The organism is Bacillus sp. SYZHCR11 (assembly GCF_057196865.1).
This window is the reverse complement of sequence record NZ_JBXUND010000001.1, coordinates 415,800-433,644: the sequence shown is the minus strand read 5'-3', so window position 1 is coordinate 433,644 and position 17,845 is coordinate 415,800. Positions and strand designations below refer to the sequence as shown.

Annotated in this window: 15 protein-coding genes and 1 pseudogene; 9 read left to right on the top strand and 7 right to left on the bottom strand. The window is 43.3% G+C overall.

Going from position 1 to position 17,845, the window contains the following annotated elements; all coding sequences use genetic code 11:
• The 8 genes and pseudogenes from uxuA to AC2CGA_RS01915 all read left to right on the top strand — a co-directional run bounded on the left by uxuA (window position 1) and on the right by AC2CGA_RS01915 (window position 7,878).
• Window positions 1–1,076, top strand: a pseudogene (uxuA, locus tag AC2CGA_RS01950) (mannonate dehydratase).
• Window positions 1,073–1,909, top strand: coding sequence for an SDR family oxidoreductase (locus AC2CGA_RS01945; protein ID WP_003153951.1), 837 nt, complete (start codon window positions 1,073–1,075; stop codon window positions 1,907–1,909). The pseudogene uxuA and the gene AC2CGA_RS01945 overlap by 4 nt, the downstream one beginning before the upstream one ends.
• Before the next feature lie 83 nt (window positions 1,910–1,992).
• A complete protein-coding gene (locus AC2CGA_RS01940) occupies window positions 1,993–2,994 on the top strand; it encodes a substrate-binding domain-containing protein (protein ID WP_052586015.1) in 1,002 nt (333 codons plus the stop codon).
• A 66-nt stretch (window positions 2,995–3,060) separates the two neighbouring features.
• Entirely contained in the window at window positions 3,061–4,332 is a 1,272-nt protein-coding gene (locus tag AC2CGA_RS01935; RefSeq protein WP_044053244.1) for an MFS transporter, read from the top strand.
• Between the two features lie 118 nt (window positions 4,333–4,450).
• A complete protein-coding gene (locus AC2CGA_RS01930) occupies window positions 4,451–5,266 on the top strand; it encodes a hypothetical protein (RefSeq protein ID WP_003153945.1) in 816 nt (271 codons plus the stop codon).
• The gene (locus tag AC2CGA_RS01925; RefSeq protein WP_032858600.1) at window positions 5,263–5,871 is read left to right on the top strand and encodes a DUF4166 domain-containing protein; all 609 of its coding nucleotides are present in this window, start codon (window positions 5,263–5,265) and stop codon (window positions 5,869–5,871) included. The genes AC2CGA_RS01930 and AC2CGA_RS01925 overlap by 4 nt, the downstream gene beginning before the upstream one ends.
• Window positions 5,865–7,493, top strand: coding sequence for a YndJ family protein (locus AC2CGA_RS01920; protein WP_072588492.1), 1,629 nt, complete (start codon window positions 5,865–5,867; stop codon window positions 7,491–7,493). Before AC2CGA_RS01925 ends, AC2CGA_RS01920 begins: the two co-directional genes overlap by 7 nt.
• A gap of 121 nt (window positions 7,494–7,614) precedes the next feature.
• On the top strand, window positions 7,615–7,878 hold the full coding sequence (locus AC2CGA_RS01915; RefSeq protein WP_060657284.1) for a hypothetical protein: 264 nt from the start codon (window positions 7,615–7,617) through the stop codon (window positions 7,876–7,878).
• A 480-nt stretch (window positions 7,879–8,358) separates the two neighbouring features.
• Here the strand turns inward: AC2CGA_RS01915 and thsB are convergent, their stop codons facing one another.
• From thsB to AC2CGA_RS01900, 3 genes are all read right to left on the bottom strand, one after another.
• Window positions 8,359–8,931, bottom strand: coding sequence for a Thoeris anti-phage system ThsA activator ThsB (thsB, locus tag AC2CGA_RS01910; protein ID WP_014418038.1), 573 nt, complete (start codon window positions 8,929–8,931; stop codon window positions 8,359–8,361).
• Complete coding sequence (gene thsA / locus AC2CGA_RS01905) at window positions 8,921–9,814, bottom strand: Thoeris anti-phage system NAD(+) hydrolase ThsA (protein WP_060657282.1); 894 nt, start codon at window positions 9,812–9,814, stop codon at window positions 8,921–8,923. The genes thsB and thsA overlap by 11 nt, the downstream gene beginning before the upstream one ends.
• Before the next feature lie 295 nt (window positions 9,815–10,109).
• The gene (locus tag AC2CGA_RS01900) at window positions 10,110–11,609 is read right to left on the bottom strand and encodes a cellulase family glycosylhydrolase (protein WP_060657280.1); all 1,500 of its coding nucleotides are present in this window, start codon (window positions 11,607–11,609) and stop codon (window positions 10,110–10,112) included.
• A gap of 460 nt (window positions 11,610–12,069) precedes the next feature.
• Here AC2CGA_RS01900 and AC2CGA_RS01895 point away from each other — a divergent pair, with 460 nt between their 5' ends.
• Entirely contained in the window at window positions 12,070–12,381 is a 312-nt protein-coding gene (locus tag AC2CGA_RS01895; protein ID WP_014305088.1) for a magnetosome magnetite crystal formation protein family, read from the top strand.
• 51 nt (window positions 12,382–12,432) lie between these two features.
• On the opposite strand, the gene AC2CGA_RS01890 is transcribed toward AC2CGA_RS01895, so the two are convergent.
• The 4 genes from AC2CGA_RS01890 to AC2CGA_RS01875 all read right to left on the bottom strand — a co-directional run bounded on the left by AC2CGA_RS01890 (window position 12,433) and on the right by AC2CGA_RS01875 (window position 17,546).
• Window positions 12,433–13,833: a sensor histidine kinase gene (locus AC2CGA_RS01890; RefSeq protein ID WP_044053247.1), complete on the bottom strand. Its 1,401-nt coding sequence runs from the start codon at window positions 13,831–13,833 to the stop codon at window positions 12,433–12,435.
• A 2-nt stretch (window positions 13,834–13,835) separates the two neighbouring features.
• Window positions 13,836–14,543: a response regulator transcription factor gene (locus AC2CGA_RS01885; RefSeq protein ID WP_060657278.1), complete on the bottom strand. Its 708-nt coding sequence runs from the start codon at window positions 14,541–14,543 to the stop codon at window positions 13,836–13,838.
• Window positions 14,544–14,684: 141 nt separating this feature from the next.
• Window positions 14,685–15,956: a glucuronoarabinoxylan endo-1,4-beta-xylanase XynC gene (xynC, locus tag AC2CGA_RS01880; protein WP_044053249.1), complete on the bottom strand. Its 1,272-nt coding sequence runs from the start codon at window positions 15,954–15,956 to the stop codon at window positions 14,685–14,687.
• Window positions 15,957–16,007: 51 nt separating this feature from the next.
• A complete protein-coding gene (locus AC2CGA_RS01875; protein ID WP_484480111.1) occupies window positions 16,008–17,546 on the bottom strand; it encodes a glycoside hydrolase family 43 protein in 1,539 nt (512 codons plus the stop codon).
• Between the last annotated feature and the right edge of the window lie 299 nt (window positions 17,547–17,845).

Sequence of the window (17,845 nt, the reverse complement as noted above, 5' to 3'; positions counted from 1 at the left end):
ATGAATATCACGTTTCGCTGGTACGGCCAAGGTAATGATACGGTGACGCTTGAACATGTCAGACAAATTCCCGGGGTCAAAGGCATCGTCTGGGCTCTTCACCAGAAGCCCGCGGGCGAAGTATGGGAAAAGGAGGACATTGAAGCCGAAGTCAGATTCATTCAATCCTATGGGTTTCATGCAGAGGTCGTGGAAAGCGTGAATGTTCATGAAGCCATTAAACTCGGCCATGAAGAACGCGGACAATATATTGAGCACTATAAACAGACCATTCGCAATCTGTCCGAATTCGGCGTGAAAGTCATCTGTTACAATTTCATCCGATTTTTGACTGGACGCGTACTGATATGTTCCGCGCACTGGAGGATGGGTCAACTGCTTTGTTTTTTGAAAAAGCGAAAGTGGAAAGTCTCCCTCCGGAAGAACTGATCCGCACGGTTGAAGAATCTTCTGATTTGACGCTTCCCGGGTGGGAGCCGGAGAAAATGGCCCGGATCAAGGAACTGTTTGAAGCCTATCAAACGGTCGGTGAAAAACAGCTTTGGGCCAATCTAGAATTCTTTTTACATGAAATCCTTCCTGTAGCGGAGGAACATGGCATTCAAATGGCCATTCATCCGGATGATCCGCCCTGGTCAATTTTTGGCCTGCCCCGTATTATCACCGGTGAGAAAAGTTATGAAAAGCTGCGAGAGATTTCAGATTCACCCGCCAACGGTATTACGTTGTGCACGGGTTCGATGGGAGCGGATCCCGCCAATGATATGGTGAAGATCGCCAAACACTATGCGGGAGCTGCGCCGTTTGCCCATATACGAAATGTGAAAATCTGCGATAACGGTGATTTTACGGAAACTTCGCATCTTACCAGTGATGGGTCCATTGATATTACCGGTGTGGTAAAAGAATTGCACGGCCAAGGCTACAAAGGATATGTACGGCCTGATCACGGCCGTCATATCTGGGGCGAACAATGCCGGCCGGGCTATGGTTTATATGATCGTGCCTTAGGAATTATGTACTTGAGCGGACTGTGGGATGCGTTCTCGTCTCATGAGAAAGAGGTGAAGAGATGAGACCGATTCATGAACGTTTATCAGGAAGAACCGCTGTCATAACAGGCGGGAGCGGTGTTCTCTGTTCAGCAATGGCAAAGGAGCTTTCACGGCAGGGGATGAAAATTGCGATCGTCAGCCGGAATGCTGATAAAGCAGAGCGTGCGGCGGGCGAGATTGCTGACGCTGGAGGAACCGCGGTTTCTGTACCGGCTGATGTTTCAGCCCGTGATTCGCTCGAAAAGGCAAAAGACGAGATTATCAGCCGGTTCGGTTCTGTCAATCTTTTAATTAACGGAGCCGGGGGAAACCACGCTGATGCGATCACTGCCAATGAGACGTATGAAGAGGATGAGCAGAGCCCATCATTTTTTGATATGGACGAAACGGGATTTTCCAGCGTATTTTCAAGCAACTTTACCGGTGCATTTCTGGCATCGCAAGTGTTTGGAAAAGACCTTTTGAAGGCGGAATGTCCCGCGATTATTAATATTTCTTCTATGAGCGCGTATACACCGATGACAAAGGTGCCTGCCTACAGTGCGGCTAAGGCGGCGGTTCAGAATTTTACGATGTGGATGGCTGTTCATTTCGCGAAAAAAGGGCTGCGGGTGAATGCCATCGCTCCGGGTTTCTTTTTGACTGCGCAAAACCGTGAGTTGTTATTACAGGAAGATGGAAGTCTGACAGACCGATCCAATAAGATTATGGCACATACACCGATGAAACGTTTCGGGAAACCGGAAGACCTTCTGGGAACGCTCCTGTGGCTTTCGGATGATTCATACTCAGGCTTTATCACCGGGGTCACCGTTCCCGTCGACGGAGGTTTTATGGCTTATTCGGGAGTGTGACAGAATCCAGTTCCCTGTCAGATTGTAAACTATTTACTTCTGACTTATACTAGTGAAAAATGAAGACAGACGGGGATGAGTCTATGAAAACCATTACAATTTCTGATGTGGCGAAATATGCAAACGTATCTAAAAGCACCGTATCTCAATTTTTAAATCAGCGCTATGACTATATGAGCGAGAAAACGAAACAAAAAATAGAAGCGGCCATTCAAGAGCTGAACTATCAGCCGAATTTCGTCGCCCGCAGCTTAAAACAGAAATCAACATTTACGGTAGGTGTGGTGGTGGCTAATATTCTTCACACCTTTTCCACTCAGGTCATCAGGGCGGTGGAAGACTATTTTCATGAACAAGGATTTCATATTATTGTCTGCAATGCGGATGATGAACCGGAAAAAGAAAAGAAATATATTGAAATGCTCAGGGCCAAGCAGGTGGACGGAATTATTATTTTTCCGACGGGCGAAAATCTCTCTTTATATGAAAAGATGAAACGCGATACGTTTCCGGTTGTGTTTATGGACAGAACCATTGAAAAACTCGGGATTCCGACAGTGATGCTTGATAACCATCATGCAGCCGGTCTTGCCGTTGACCGGTTTATCGAGAGCGGCATTAAGAGAATCGCGATTATTACGACGTCCATTATTCGGGAAATCAGTCCGAGGGTAGAGCGGATTGAAGGGTATAAAAAGGCGCTTGACCGCCACGGGATGATGGTGCGGAACGAATATATCAAAACAGCCGATGCGGCTGATATTTCCAATGTTTTGTCAGAGCTGTTCTCACTTCAGGAGCCTCCGAAAGCGATATTGGCGGCAAACGATATCGTTCTTGTTGAGGTGCTGAAGTATATGAAGGAGCATGATATGACAATCCCGGATAAGGCAGCCGTCATCGGAATTGATGAAGTTCCTTTTGCAGGTTTTTTTACTCCTCCGATTACGACGATCGTCCAGCCTGCGGCAGAAATGGCGCGAAAAGCGGGAAGCCTTCTTCTTTGCCAGATACAAGAAAAAGATAGCGGTGAAAAACGGATTCACCGCTATAAACCGGCGCTTCTGGCAAGGCAATCCGGATAACCGGTTTCATTACATAAACCGGTTTACTCCGGCAATTTAAATTATGAAATAAGAGGGAGGGATTTTATGTTCTCAAAGGATAGATTCCCTATTATTCTTCTTTTATTTTCAGCCGGGGTGATTAACTATTTAGACCGTTCAGCGCTGTCTATTGCGGCGCCGTTCATACAGCAGGATCTCACATTGTCTGCAACCCAAATGGGGCTGATTTTCAGCAGTTTTTCTGTCGGATACGCTGTGTGTAACTTCCTTGGCGGTGTTGCATCTGACCGGTACGGGGCTAAATTGACATTGTGTACGGCGATGATCGTTTGGTCTCTTTTCAGCGGGGCGGTTGCGCTTGCTTTCGGATTTGTAAGTCTTTTGATTATCCGTGTTTTATTCGGTATGGGCGAGGGGCCGCTGTCGGCTGCCATAAGCAAAATGGTCAACAATTGGTTTCCTCCGTCTCAGCGCGCCACGGTCATCGGCCTGACAAACAGCGGCACGCCGCTCGGCGGAGCGATTTCCGGCCCGATTGTCGGGATGATTGCTGTGGCATTCAGCTGGAAGGTTTCCTTTGTCCTGATCATGATCGTCGGTTTAGTCTGGGCGTTTATCTGGTTTAAATTTGTCAAAGAACGGCCGGCACAGACGGAAGACACCCCGGCAATGAAAGCGGCGGTTCAATCGCATGAGCAGCATATCCCGATGACCTTTTATTTAAAACAAAAAACGGTTCTCTTCACGGCTTTTGCCTTTTTCGCCTACAATTACATCTTATTTTTCTTCTTAACATGGTTTCCGAGCTATCTGGTGAAAGAACGCGGTTTAAGTGTTGAATTTATGAGCGTGGTGACTGTTATTCCCTGGATTCTTGGATTTATCGGTTTGGCGGCAGGCGGAATGATTTCTGATTATGTATACAAAAAAACCGCCGGAAAAGGGGTTCTGTTCTCACGGAAAGTCATTCTTGTCACTTGCCTGTTCGCTTCCGCTGTACTGATCGGACTTGCCGGACTTGTTACCACTACCGTAAGTGCCGTTATTCTCGTTGCTTTATCAGTCTTCTTTTTATATATAACGGGCTCTATCTATTGGGCGGTGATTCATGATGTGGTTGATCAAAGGAATGTCGGGTCAGTCGGCGGCTTTATGCATTTTCTTGCAAACACGGCCGGTATTATCGGGCCTGCTTTAACCGGCTTTATCGCGGATAAAAGCGGATCATTCTCGGGGGCGTTTTTGCTTGCAGGCGGATTAGCCGTTTTGGCCTCGGCTGCGGTAATCCGTTTCGTGCGCCCGATTATCATTCAAACCGCTTCTGAAGATAAAAAAGATACGATACCTTATTCGTAAGTCATCAAAGCCACTGAGGCTGTCCTGCCGATAACGGGATGGCCTTTTCGTTCTGCCGCTTGATCTGTTCCTATGATAATATAGGAATTGTTTACAAAAGAAGGGAAGAGGAGGGGGCATGAAACAGAAGCCGATATATGTCGAAATCAATATTGCATCTGATATAGAAACGCTTTGGGAATATACGCAAAACCCGCATCTTCATAAGGAATGGGATCTGCGTTTTTCTGACATTACATATCTTCATAGGCTGCCAGATGAACCGCAGAGATTTCTATATGAAACACGAATCGGTTTTGGGCTGAAGGTATCCGGCACGGGCGAATCAATAGGTGACATAAGGCCTCGCTTGTCAGAAAGAGTGTCTTCGCTCGCTTTTGCCTCTGATCATCCGCTGTCACTTATAAAAGAAGGCAGGGGCTACTGGAAGTATATAGAGCGGGATAACGGACAAACCTCATTTTTGACTCAATATCAATATGAAACGGCCCGCGGTCTGCCGGGAAGTTGGATAGACCGGTTTTTATTTCGTCCTCTGCTAAGCTGGGCTACCGCATGGAGCTTTGATGCGTTGCGGCTTTGGATAGAACAAAACAGACATCCGAAGATATCGGTCCGTTTCGGATTTGTCTATGTCTGTATGTGCCTCGTATTCAGTCTGTATTGGTTTTTTCAAGGCTTTCATGATGGCTGTGCCGATGCAGAGATCGTGAGGGGAACGCTGGAGACAGGGTTAGGGGTATTATGGCTGCTTCCCATGCGGAGAAAGTGGCTGATTCACGCCGGGCAGTCAGTCTTCTTTTGTGTAACGGCACTGTTATATTCCGGCGGCGGATTCTTGATTTCATTAGGAGTCCTTACGATAGCCGGCATGATTCTTAAGCTCAAGCTGCCGAGCGCCTGGCATACAAAACGAAAGAGAGAAGTGAAATGACGGATTCAATGTATGAAAAAACGATTACTCATTATCAATCACTGCACCCGATGCTGCAGAAACGGTACAGATTTGACGGATCACGCACGTTTTGCGGAGAAGGCGTTATGTCAGAAATAAAGGGAGGTTCTTTTCTTGTCAGAATGCTTTTAAAGAGCGGTGTTTTTTTCAGATGTTTTTTCTCAGAGAGGGGAAACGATATCCCTTTCACTATCGAAAACAAAAACAGGCAAAATGGCGTGGAATGGAATCGTACCTTTTTCTTTAAAGGCAAAACGCGTTTTTTTGATGCGGTCATGGAATATGATGAGCGGGAAAACAGAATTCTTGATTACTTCGGCAAACCTCACATCCTACTGTCTGAACTGCATTTAGAAGCGTCTTCAGACGGAGGGCTTATTATTACATCCGGAAGGCAGTGGCTCCTGATAGGCGGAAAGAAAATCCCGATTCCGGCATGGCTGTGCGGGAATTCAACCGTTTATGAGGCTTATGATGAGGAAATGAATTGCTTCAGCATAAAGGTTCATGTGAAAAACCGGATACTCGGCACGCTTTTCTCTTACCGGGGGACTTTCCGGGAAACAGAGGGAGAAACATGCTGAAGCGTCATCTCATGGTAAGCGTTGTTTGCTTTTTGGGATTTGCGGCGGCTGAAGCTCCGCATATATCAGCGGCTGAGACGTTTGTTTTATTTTCCGTGCTTTTTTTCGTTCACGCTGTATTCTGCTTTGCTTTTCGGCCGTCAAAGACCTTAGAGAATGTGTGGTTACGGAGTTATCCTGTTGCCGCTATATGTGCGGCGCTTGCGCTTGTCACAGGCTTCAGCTTTTTTGCCTTTGTGTGGTTCATTTATACGCTTGGACTGGCACTGTATGCTGTCCGCCGGCTGATGAAAACAAATATTCACAGAACAGAAGAGATGTCAGTTATGGCGGGTTTCATTTATTTGGCCGGGGGCGGATTCTGGTTCTTCGCATATGTCCTTGAGATTCCCGTCCTGAATTTCGGCCCGCTTATCGTTCTGCTGACGGCGGTGCACTTTCACTATTCCGCTTTTCTCATTCCGATCTTTAACGGATTGCTCGGCAGGATCATACGGGAGAAACGCGGACTTTACCGGTGGAGCACGGTCATTATTTTGATTTCGCCGGTCCTAATTGCCTTGGGGATTACATTTTCAAAGACACTTGATGTGATTGCTGTCGCTCTGTATCTTGCGGGTCTGTATGTAAATGCATATCTCGTCTTTAAGGCGCCGTTTGTTACGAAAACAGGCAGGATCTTGATCAGGAGTTCTTCGGCTGTGTTAATGATCACAATTGCTTTTTCTTTGATATATTCGTACGGTGTCTACCGCGCGGAGGCAACGCTCACGATCAGCCAGATGATTTGGATTCATGGGGCCGTCAATGCATTCGGCGTTATCCTGCCGGCTTTGGCGGGGTGGAGAATAGAAAATCCTAGACCGTTCGATGAGAACAGTGAAAGAACGTTCAGCAGAATTTACGGGAAGGGAACGATAGGCAAAGATTTTTTGACTGACATTCATGCAGCAAATGACATCCATTATACCGGCCTTCAGGATCAGCTGAGAGAACTGCATTCTGAAGACTTTTCAACTGAAAAGCTGGCGCCGGCCGTTATTTCCTTTTATGAAAAGACAATTGATTATGACATCATGGCGAAAGTGACGTGGAGCGGTTGGTTTCGTCCGTTCGCGCGCGTGTACGAGCCGTTCAGCAGAAGAGCGGGGCAGATTCATCTGTCCATGAATCCGGATTGGTATATCATGCACAGTGATATTATAGGAGTTGACTCTGATAAAGACGGCAGAAAAAATGTCCGTGCGTGGATCAGAACAAATGAAAAGCAGGAAACCGTTTTTACTGCGCTGTATTCAGCGTACAGGGCAAAAGGGGAAGGATACATGAATATCTCTCTTCCGCTGCCGTACGGCCAAATGACGGGCATTTTAAAACCTTATGCGCGTAAGCAGAATCTTGTTTTGACAAGCAGACGGCGAAAAAGCGGAGCGGGTGATGAAGGGATTTATCTCCAGACGAAATGGGGGACGTGTCATCTTCCGCTGGCAGAGACATTTCTTATTTCAGCCCAGAGCGAAACAAGCCTGAAGGCCGTTCATCATATGTGGCTGTTCGGACTGAAATTTTTAACTGTGCATTATCGGATCACTCATGCTTCCGCAGGTAACCGAAGCAAATAACAAGCTGCAGAGCCGTCTGTTCATCAGGCGGCTTTTTCTCATTATATGAATAGATAGGAAGAAGATAATGCACCCGGAAGTCAATTCATATTAGAGGATGTGATGCGTTACGAAAGACAAGGTGCTTTTTCTCATTGTCACGTTTATCTTATGGAGAAAGTTTTTTGTCGTTTTGGACCGGGAGCGGCCTCGGTCTTGCGGTCTTTGCCTGTCTCTCACGATTCGTGAAATGAAAACGGCTGCAAAGATTCCTACATTGAGCGGTATGATGAAGGCAGCCGGGCAGATGGCCCTGCTGAAAATCTTGTTTTTGTCCATTTTAGCCCATGGCATGATTTTTACGACAATGTTTGGCTTCACGACGGCATATTGGAATGTCGATTGAGTCTGTTCCGGCGGGCATGAGAGCAACATCGATGGGGCATACCAGGCGCTTTATGCACTCGGTATTTTCGGGGGACCTTGGTTGCGGGAATTTTTAATGATTGGCTGGGCTCAGAGCCGGATTTTATTTCGCGGCAGTACTCTGGCTGGCGGCTGTTCAAGCTTGCTTTTGCGTTAGGTTTTTCAGCTGAATCAAAACTAACGCTGTAAACATTTTTATACGTGTAACTGCAATAACACAATGTGCGATTATTGCAGTTATAAATTTCTCTTATTTGTCTCAATAACTAAAGTATACTTGGTTTATGAGACTCATAATTCATCCCTCTTCATAACTTCCTAGAATATATATTATGTAAACTAGATAAAATGAAATTCATATCCAATAATCTATCTTCATCATTTTAATATCAAAACCTCTACCTCCTCAATAAATTAAATTGGGCATAGAGGTTTTTGAATTAATGAGCTACCATTAGGATTAACATGGATAAAAATAAACCGAACCTGCAGAAATCTTTGAATTAATCATAAAATCTTTGTTCTCTAAAGCTTTTTTAATTTGGTCTTTTTTATAAGGAATATGAATAGTTGGTACCTTTAGCATAGAGTCTTTAAAAACAGGGACTCTACTCCATAAATTCACCACTTCTGATCTGAAAACCTTTGTAGTGCAGTCGATGATGTCACTCTTTTCGGAAAGTTCAGGGTATACAACGATAACTGGTAGCCCCTTCACATTAATACCGTAATCAATTTCTTCTCGCAAAGCTTTGCTGTTTTCAGTATGCTTACTTAAAAAAAAGATTATATTTTTTGATTGATCTAATCTTTTTCTTAATCTTGGCTTTAATGTTTTCTCCCAATCACTACCGTCCCGTACATTGTATGTTTTATCGTGGGAGTCATTAAATGGGTAGTTATTATCTTTTCCTTTCCATGCTCTTAACATGTTATACGACACAAAATCCTTGGTTGCATTAGCCCCTAAACTACTTTCACTAAACGGTTCACTGACATAGAAAGCAGCATAATTTCCATTCCTATAACCCATTCTTCTCAAACTCCTTTAACTTATAAAAATTGATCTTCTTGTGATCATTTTTGTACAAAAGAATTGTAATTTTGGCTGGTTCTCTAAACTTTACTTTACTGATCTGAAATGTCCACAACATTATATGTAATAGTTCATTGACTCCAACATCAGAATCCACATGTCTTGTTATTCCAGAACCTAATAAGGGGATAAACACTTCTTTGCTTGCATGTAATGTATTGATTTCATTCCATACATTAAGCATGCAGCTTGCATATTCATTTAGTTTTAATTGGGCACGATTTTCTCTATCAAACTTCGAAAAAGCCACTAGAAAAAAATCCATATCTTTAAAGACTGATCCCAAGCTGTAACGTGTTGTTTTTCCTCCAAAAGGTCTTTCAACATTTTTTTCTTCAATTTTAAGTTTTACGTCATCTTTAATTTTCTGATCCAACTCAGTGATATCTTGATGTGAATAATAACGCTTTATATATTGACCATTTAATGTTTCGCGGGCGATTATTACGTCATCTACTTGAGTGTCAAAATACTCATTAAATGCAATGACTTTATAATTATTTCTTGGCACTTCAAAAATATCACCTTTTTTAATTTCAACTTCGGAACCATTGAGATTAAGAGTGATATTATTCATAAAAAGTAGTCTAATGAATTGAACAATTATTATGACTAGCGACAACCCTACTAATATAAGTAAAATAATTAATCTACAACGAGCATCCAAGTCTAGAAATGAAATGAATGTACTCACACTAGTTGGAATAGTCAGAATTATACTCAGAGCCCACCTTCTAAATGTCTTATCTCTTATTAATTCTTTAAACTTCCACATAAAACCTCCAATGTTAGTATTGCGATCACTACCTATTATATTCATATTTTCAATTTATTACAATGAAAATATGAATATAGAACCACGACATAAATCTTGTGTAATGATTATGTCTTATCTACTAATGAAGAGGGCCTAGTCAAAGGCCCTCTTCATTAGTAGATTTAAATTGAACATATGTTCAGTGAATCATATCTACTCCTTGGCTTTCTTGAGATTGCTAACAACATTTGTACAGGCTCATATACTGTTTAAGTTTCTTCCGCCACGTAAACCTCCATGTATTGCTGTTTAAGATAATAAAAGCGGACATCGTTGCTGATGTCCGCCTAAAGCTTAACTAATGGGGTTCTGTTCCCCAAATCTGTTTTCCTTGATGATATAATGTAATTTTTTTCGTTGTTTTAAACGTATTTGATTGAAAAAAGGAATAATCGCCGCTTTGTGCATAATTACTCCAGTCATCATTGTGAAGACGAAGCTGAATATTCCCTGTGCTTGCTCCCGGTGACAGCGTTCCTGTTTTAAAACCCAGTTCCAGATAGGTATCTGCACCTTGCTTAGGTTTATGCAGCGTCACAAATTTGTGGGTCAGATTGCCGCATCCAATCTGCGCGTAGTCACAGTCAAAGTTTTGGCCTTTGTTTTTCGCGTTATACCAGTAACGGGCAGTGACATCTTTTAAATCAACCGTCGCATTGCCGTTATTTTTTATGTGAAGCTGCGGGCGGATTTGGTTGCTGTTCACACCCCCATCCCCTGCTTTGTATTGTACAGAAATGCCGTTTTCCTGTGCGGGGTTATCTTGTGCTGGCGTTTCAGGGCGTTCTTTCGTTGAATCTTTGCTGCCGTGAATGTTTTCTCTTACGAATGTTCCTGAAGCAGTTAAATTTGTAAGCGGCCAGCCGCCTGTTTTAGATGCTCCCGGCTTTAACGCTGAGGATGATTCCTGCTTATCAGAAAGATTCCAGTTCACCCAGCTGATGTTCTTGCTGTCGAGATAATTCAGCCATTCCCGCGACTGGTCAAGGAATACACCGCCATTTCCAGACGCGTCGCTTGTTCCCCATTCCGTCACGAAAATAGGCGCTCCTTTACTGAGTGCATAGTTTGCTTTATCCCGTAAAGATTGGCCGTGTGTGCCGGCATAAAAATGAAGCGCGTACATGACGTTTGCATCTTTTAGCTGATCATCGGCTGCATCATTCACATCTTGGCTCCATGTACCGGTTCCGACAATGATGATGTTGTCTGGATCATTTTTGCGGATAACGGAAATCACTTCTTCCGCATACGGTTTAATATCACGCTTCCAGTTCACATCACCGTTTGGTTCGTTTGCAATTTCATAAATGACGTTTGGCGTGTTTCCGTAAAGACTTGACATTTCCTTAAAAAAATCTTTTGCCTTCTCTTTATTTTGGTTTGGGTTGCCGTCATTTAAGATATGCCAGTCAATGATGACATATATCCCAAGTTCTTTTGCCGCTTCAACCGCTTCTTTTACTTTATTTTTCACGGACGGATTATCAATATAACCGCCGTCTGCCGTATACATCGCCGCGCGGAAAACGGTTATGCCCCAATCGTCTCTCAGCCATTTTAAGCTGTCTTTATTGACAAAATCGCCATACCATTGCAATCCATGTGAACTGATCCCTTTCAATTGTACCGCTTTGCCGTCCCGGTTTACGAGCTGTGTTCCTTTTATGCTAAGCTGCCCATTCTTGGCTGCTGGCGTTTTTGTCCCTGCTGCAGATGCCGGCGAAGCCTGCAAGCCGCCCATTGTCAATACTGTAATCAATAAACACGTAATAAAAATAGAAATTGACCGTTTCATATCTGATCTTTTCCTCCTTCTCATCATTTTGGCTCTCCACTTCTTATGAGCACGAACTCATTGTAAAAATCTTTCTCATGATTGTCTATCAACCTAATTTCTTGTTTTTAGAAGGTGTAAAAGCCTGTGAATGTGCTCTTTCTCTATTGAATTAGTTGCACCTGACACATATAGAACAAAGAAAACTGGACTGAACCGGGACTTTACACGTCATTTTTCAATCGAGTCGAAAAATTAAATGTATTTCTGACGTAGACGCGCTAAATGTGATGAGTCTCAATATGGCATTGAATCTTATGATTGTAATAAGACGAGCCCTTGCCCGTCCTTGTTAATTTAAGGTTGATGTAAGGTTCGGATTAATACGGGTTAAGGTTGGAGTTGTACAATAAGATTGTACTTCAGTGTGGGATTCAGCCAGAAGAATTCCCCCTTCAATAAATCATAGAGGTGAAAAGGTTTGAGAGAAAATAAAATTTTGTCTTCATTATGTTACTTCAGTATATTTTTTGCGCCGTTTCTGTTTCCGATTATCGTCTATTTCTTAAGCCGGGACGATGTGAAAGAACATGCGAAAAAATCTTTGTGGACGCATCTGATTCCTTATTTGATTTTTGGAATTGGCATCATCGCTTCAGGTTTACTTGGTATGAATGATATCAGACATGCCGGGCCTTTCCTGCTTGCGACTTATGCTGTTACATTCCTTGTGGCGATCTATTTTTTCATTTGGAACATTGTCAAAGGAATCAAAGTGTTTTCGGAACAATAGGAAAAAACGGTTCTGTTATTAATCAGCAGAACCGTTTTTTTTGTATAGCCATTATGATAATTGTATATCTATCGTTGTCCCTTCTCCCGCGGTGCTGTGAATGGTGATGTCCCCTCCGTGCTTTTGGATAATATCCTTTGCTATGGCCATTCCGAGACCAGAGCCTGCATGCGTCGTTCCTGTATTTGTCCCCCTGTAATAGCGGTCAAACACTTTTTCCAGCTCCTCTTCTTCTATCCCTTTGCCGTTGTCCTTAATTGTCACATGAGTTCGTTCTTTTTGTTCAAGCTGTACAACGATCTTCACATCGGGATCATTGTGAACGAGGGCATTTAAAATGAGATTCGTGACCGCTCTCCGAATCAATATCGCATCAAGGTTCAGCATCAGCTTTTCCAGGTTCGTTTGAAGCTCAATGGACTTATCCGCATATCTCGAATCGTTTAAAATATCAATTAACGTTTCCCGCAGCAGCGATACAAGGTTTACCCGTTCTCTATTTAACATCACATCGTTGTTTTTCAGCCTTGTCGTTAAATTTAAATCTTCCATCACATCTTTCATATAGAGCGATTTACTCTCAATGATCCGGGCGTAATCTCTGATCTGTTCGACTGTGAGATGATAATTCGGATCTTTGATGATTTCTGCATAGCCTTGAATAGATGCTAATGGTGTTTTAATGTCATGAGAAATATGACTGATCCACTCTTCACGCATTTGCTCTAATTTATCTTTTTCTTTTTTGCTTAAAGATAGTTGTTCCGATAAGTGATTGACATTATAGAAGACATCTTTATAAATGCCTTTGGATTTCATTTTGATCGTATAATCTCCATTAGCTAACCGCTGGATTCCTTGGATGACACGGCCGAGCGGTTTTGTGAGCTGCCGGCTGAATAGATAGCCAATGAGTAACGCGATCAATGCATCTATTGATAATAATATGATGGTTCCTGTATTGAACTTCGTCACAAATTCCTTGGTATCATATGAGAGGACAAATTTTCCGAGAGAGGGATTTTTAAACCCAATAAAGTAACTGTACTCCTTGCCGTTTACTTTTTTTCCGCCGGCGTAAATGGTTGATAATAATTGTTCATCCTTATATTTATGTAAATTTACAATTTCAATAGGCGTATATTTTTTCTTCAGTCCTTTAGGTTCTCTATCATGATAAACATCCTGTCCGTTTTCATCTAATATTTGAATCCATGCATTCTGCTCTTTTAAAGCTTTTTGTCCCTCTTTGTTTACTGTGATACCATTGTTCGATAACGTGACATATTGTCCGAATGATCTTGTGAAAGTTTCCGGTGTACTTTCTTCGTCATGTTGGGTGTTCGCCTGGAAAACGAGCCAAAACATAAAAATAAATAAATTAATGAAGACTGTAATGATGGTCACTATGATGACAGATACCATGTATCTGCCTGTTAATCGCCAATTCATCCTTACGCATCCTTTACAACAAATTTGTAGCCTAACCCTTTCACAGTGACGAGAAAGTCTGGTTTTGATGGGACAGTTTCTATTTTCTCACGGAGCCTGCGTATATGAACCATCACCGTGTTGTCAGAACCGAAAAAGTCTTCTCCCCATACAGCTTGATAGAGTGTTTCTTTACTGATCACCCGATTGGGATGCTGCAGAAAATAGGCCATAAGCATAAGTTCTTTAGGTGTTAACTCAATAGCCGCTCCATTTTTGGTGAGCTCGGCTTGTTGTTGGTTTAATTCAAATGTCCCTTTTTTTATCACGGTTCCGGTTTGAGAAGGCTGTAAGTAAGAGACCCGTCTCAGCTGCGCTTTGACCCGGTATGCGACTTCTTTAGGGCTGAAAGGTTTTGTAATGTAGTCGTCCCCGCCGATGGCAAGTCCTACAATTTTATCCGTTTCCTCCCCCTTTGCAGACAAAAAGATAATAGGAATGTGTGAAATGTCCCTTATTTGCTTGCAGATATCATAGCCTTCACCGTCTGGCAGCATGATATCCAATATCACAAGATCGGGATTTTCTTGATGAAATTGAGCCAATCCGTCACGGGCAGTTGAAGCGGTCACTACGCGATCAATGCCTTCTCTTATTAATACGGTTTTGATCAGTTCCAAAATTTCTTTTTCATCGTCTATGATTAATACTTTGCTGTGAAGCCGTGACATATATTGATCACTCCTTGAAGTCATTGTCATTATTATACCCAATGTCCGTGTATCGTTAAAAAATCAACATTCTCTCCCACAGAAAATAAGCCAATTTTCTTTTCCAAGTAAGAAAATTGGCTTAATGCAATGCTGATGCCTTTAACGCTTTACAACAAATGTTGTCACGCTTTGAGCCGGCAGATGGGCCCAAAAATGATTATCCGTTACTTTGAGATCCGTTCCAGGTTGAAGATTGCTGCTGCTGCTCGTGATCCATCTGGATACTTGCGAAGCAGACCCATTCTGCAACACGAAGTTTTGGTTGATCCCTGTGTTATTTTTATTAATGGCAACAATCACAACTTTATTGTCTCCTTTATAGGCTGACACATAAACATTCGGCTCAGGATTTTTCGTTGCATCAATCCTTACATAGCCAGGGCGCACAAATTTTGAGAAATGAGCCATATTGTATCCGCGTTTGCTGATCGTCCCATCTTCTTTCATCGGGCCGTATGATCTGCGGATGTACCACCACACATAAGCTTGAAAATCTCCCTCTACCATTGAATGATGAATATGCTCTGAAACACCTAAAGCCTCAGGCCATCGATCCGCCGAGTTGTTATCACTGTTCGGATAGTATACTTCCGTCATCCAAAGGTCCTTCCCCGCTCCTTTTTGTTTGAAAAGAGGATAAGGAAACTGACTGACCTGAGTGCCGTACAGGTGGGTTCCGAGGATATCCATATTCCTAAGCGCCTGCGGATCGTTCAAAATGGGGTCCGATATATTTTTCAGGTATTGAAATGATTCCGGCGCAATCACACGGGCATTAATGGAACCGGCATTCTCTCTCATGAAACGCAGGATTTCTTGAGGCGTCCACCATGTCCATTCGTGAGCGTAATCAGGCTCGTTCTGCATAGAAATCGCATACAGATTCACACCATTACTCTTCATGAAATTAACGAAATCGTTAAGATGCTGTGCGTATGCGGCGTACTTATCGTATCTCAGCCGCTTAGCTGATGTGTCACCATTATGATTGAAAGTCTCAACCATATCGTTTGGCGGATTCCAAGGGGAAGCAAAAACGATTGCTCCGTGTTTGATCGCACTCTTTGCAGTCTCCACTTCCTTGTACCAATTATTTCTATTCTCATCTACATGAATTCTTAAGACCGAAAAACCTAACTGATTCTGTCCATTGCCAAAAGCGGTCTCCCGTTGAGCCGCAGTCAAGTCTCCAATCCAAGCCGGGTGGTTCATTCCTCCAAAACCGCGAATCACTTGTCTATCTGCAGATATATTAACTGTTGCATCACTCGCTGCTGAAACTTCAGTAACTCCCGGTCCTAAGAGCATGACGGACAGCATTGTGAAACATACCAATAATACACAAATTGGTTTTTTTACGCTCGACATCATTTTTTCCTCTCCTTCATTTGTCTTTTATAGACTTAGAAAACGTACCTTTGCTTATCTTTGTGTAAACTGCCAGTAATCAACATTAAACAAGTTTCCTGTACCAGTTCCGGTAAATACAAAGAATACGTTGTGAACACCGGATGCGCCGCTTACCGCAGTTTCTATTTCTCTCCAGGATTGCGTTCCGCCTGTGGAAGGGACATTCAAGGTTCCGACAAGCTTACCGTTTGCACTGTCTAGTCGCACTTCTATTTTTCCGCCGAGAGCGGACGCTACATTTGCTTTAAACGTCCTGGCACCGCCTGACCCGAAATCTGCATTTCCTACAGCAATCCAGTCTCCGTTATGAATGTTTGTGACATGTTGATTATTGACCGGCCCGCCGGGTGCTGAGGATGCCTCTGTCAAAATCCGTCCGTTCCAGGCAAACGTTTCCGCTTCTACCCGGTTATATGGATTCAAGTTGGATAGCTGTTTGACACCTGCAAAATTTGCCGCTACCTCTTGCAGGGATCCATCTGGATTATGCACAAGCTTATTTATATGGGGAGAACGGTATCCTTTGCCGGCCCCGTAAAGAGCGGAGCTGACAGTTTGAGTATGATACACCACATACCACTCGTTTTTAAAATTGAAAACAGCATGGTGATTGTTCCCGCCGCCCCCGAAAAATGCTCCCGGATTTTTCAGAAAGTGCCCTCTATACGAAAAAGAATTCATAGGACTTGAGCTGGTCATATAACCGATCTCACCTGGAGGTTTATCGGCCGGGTGCGCGCCCCCGAAATTGATACAATAGGAATAGTAATATTTTCCGTTATACTTATGCATTCCCGAATCTTCAAACATAAAAGGCGCATCAATCGTAGATGCACTTCCGGCAACACTGGTCATATCAGGCCCTAATTTCATGACTCTTGCTGTTTTAGGATTGGCCCATTGTCCCTGCGTTGGATTTGAACCGCCCGGAACGCCTCCGCCGGCATATAGGTAACCGGTACCGTCATCATCTACGAATACTGCCGGATCAAAAAGCCATACAACACCGGACATTCCTGGTGTACTTGGCGTCACCAGCGGTTTTCCGATCGGATCTGTCCACGGACCGGTCGGGCTGTCTGCGGTGAGAACCCCGATACCTCCGCCGCCGTTTGCGAAATAAAGGAAAAATTTATCCTTACCGTTGATCTTTTTCACCGCGGTTGACGGGGCCCATGATGCTCCTGCCCATTTAGCAATCCCCCGGCCGCCATTCACCCCATTGGCACCCGCTGCGGGAATCGCTCCGTGATCTGTCCAGTTCACCATATCCGCTGAAGATATGACGGATATTTTATTCAAATTGGCAAATGAATTATCCTTAATCGTGCCGTCGCTATTATATTCATAGTCATCGCTTGACATATAGATGTAGACTCTTCCGTTATAGGTCAGCGCAAACGGATCCGCGCCCAGATGATGGTCGATAAGCGGATTTGAATTCCCAACATGTTTTGCAATTGGAGTGCTGGCAGCATACGCAGACTTCCCAGTGAAGCAACTCAATAATAAAGCAAGGACCCATAGGCATACGCAACATTTTTTACACATAACTTAACGCTCCTCCTTTTTCTTTAAATTCGGGGAACTTTTACCATTTGAGAACAAATTGCAGTACCGGCAGTAAAAAGCAGACTCCGCAGTGAAGCAACTCAATAATAGAGCTAGTACCCATAAACATACGCTACACTTTTTTCTAATAACTTGACATCCTTCTTTTTCCTTAAAATGTATGATGATTTTTTTACCATTTGATGACAACCGGTCATGGAGAACGGCTCTGGAGTAACTTGCGAACACAGGAGTATGACTCTCGCCTTTTTAATAAAAAACGCCGCTGAGTGCCAGGC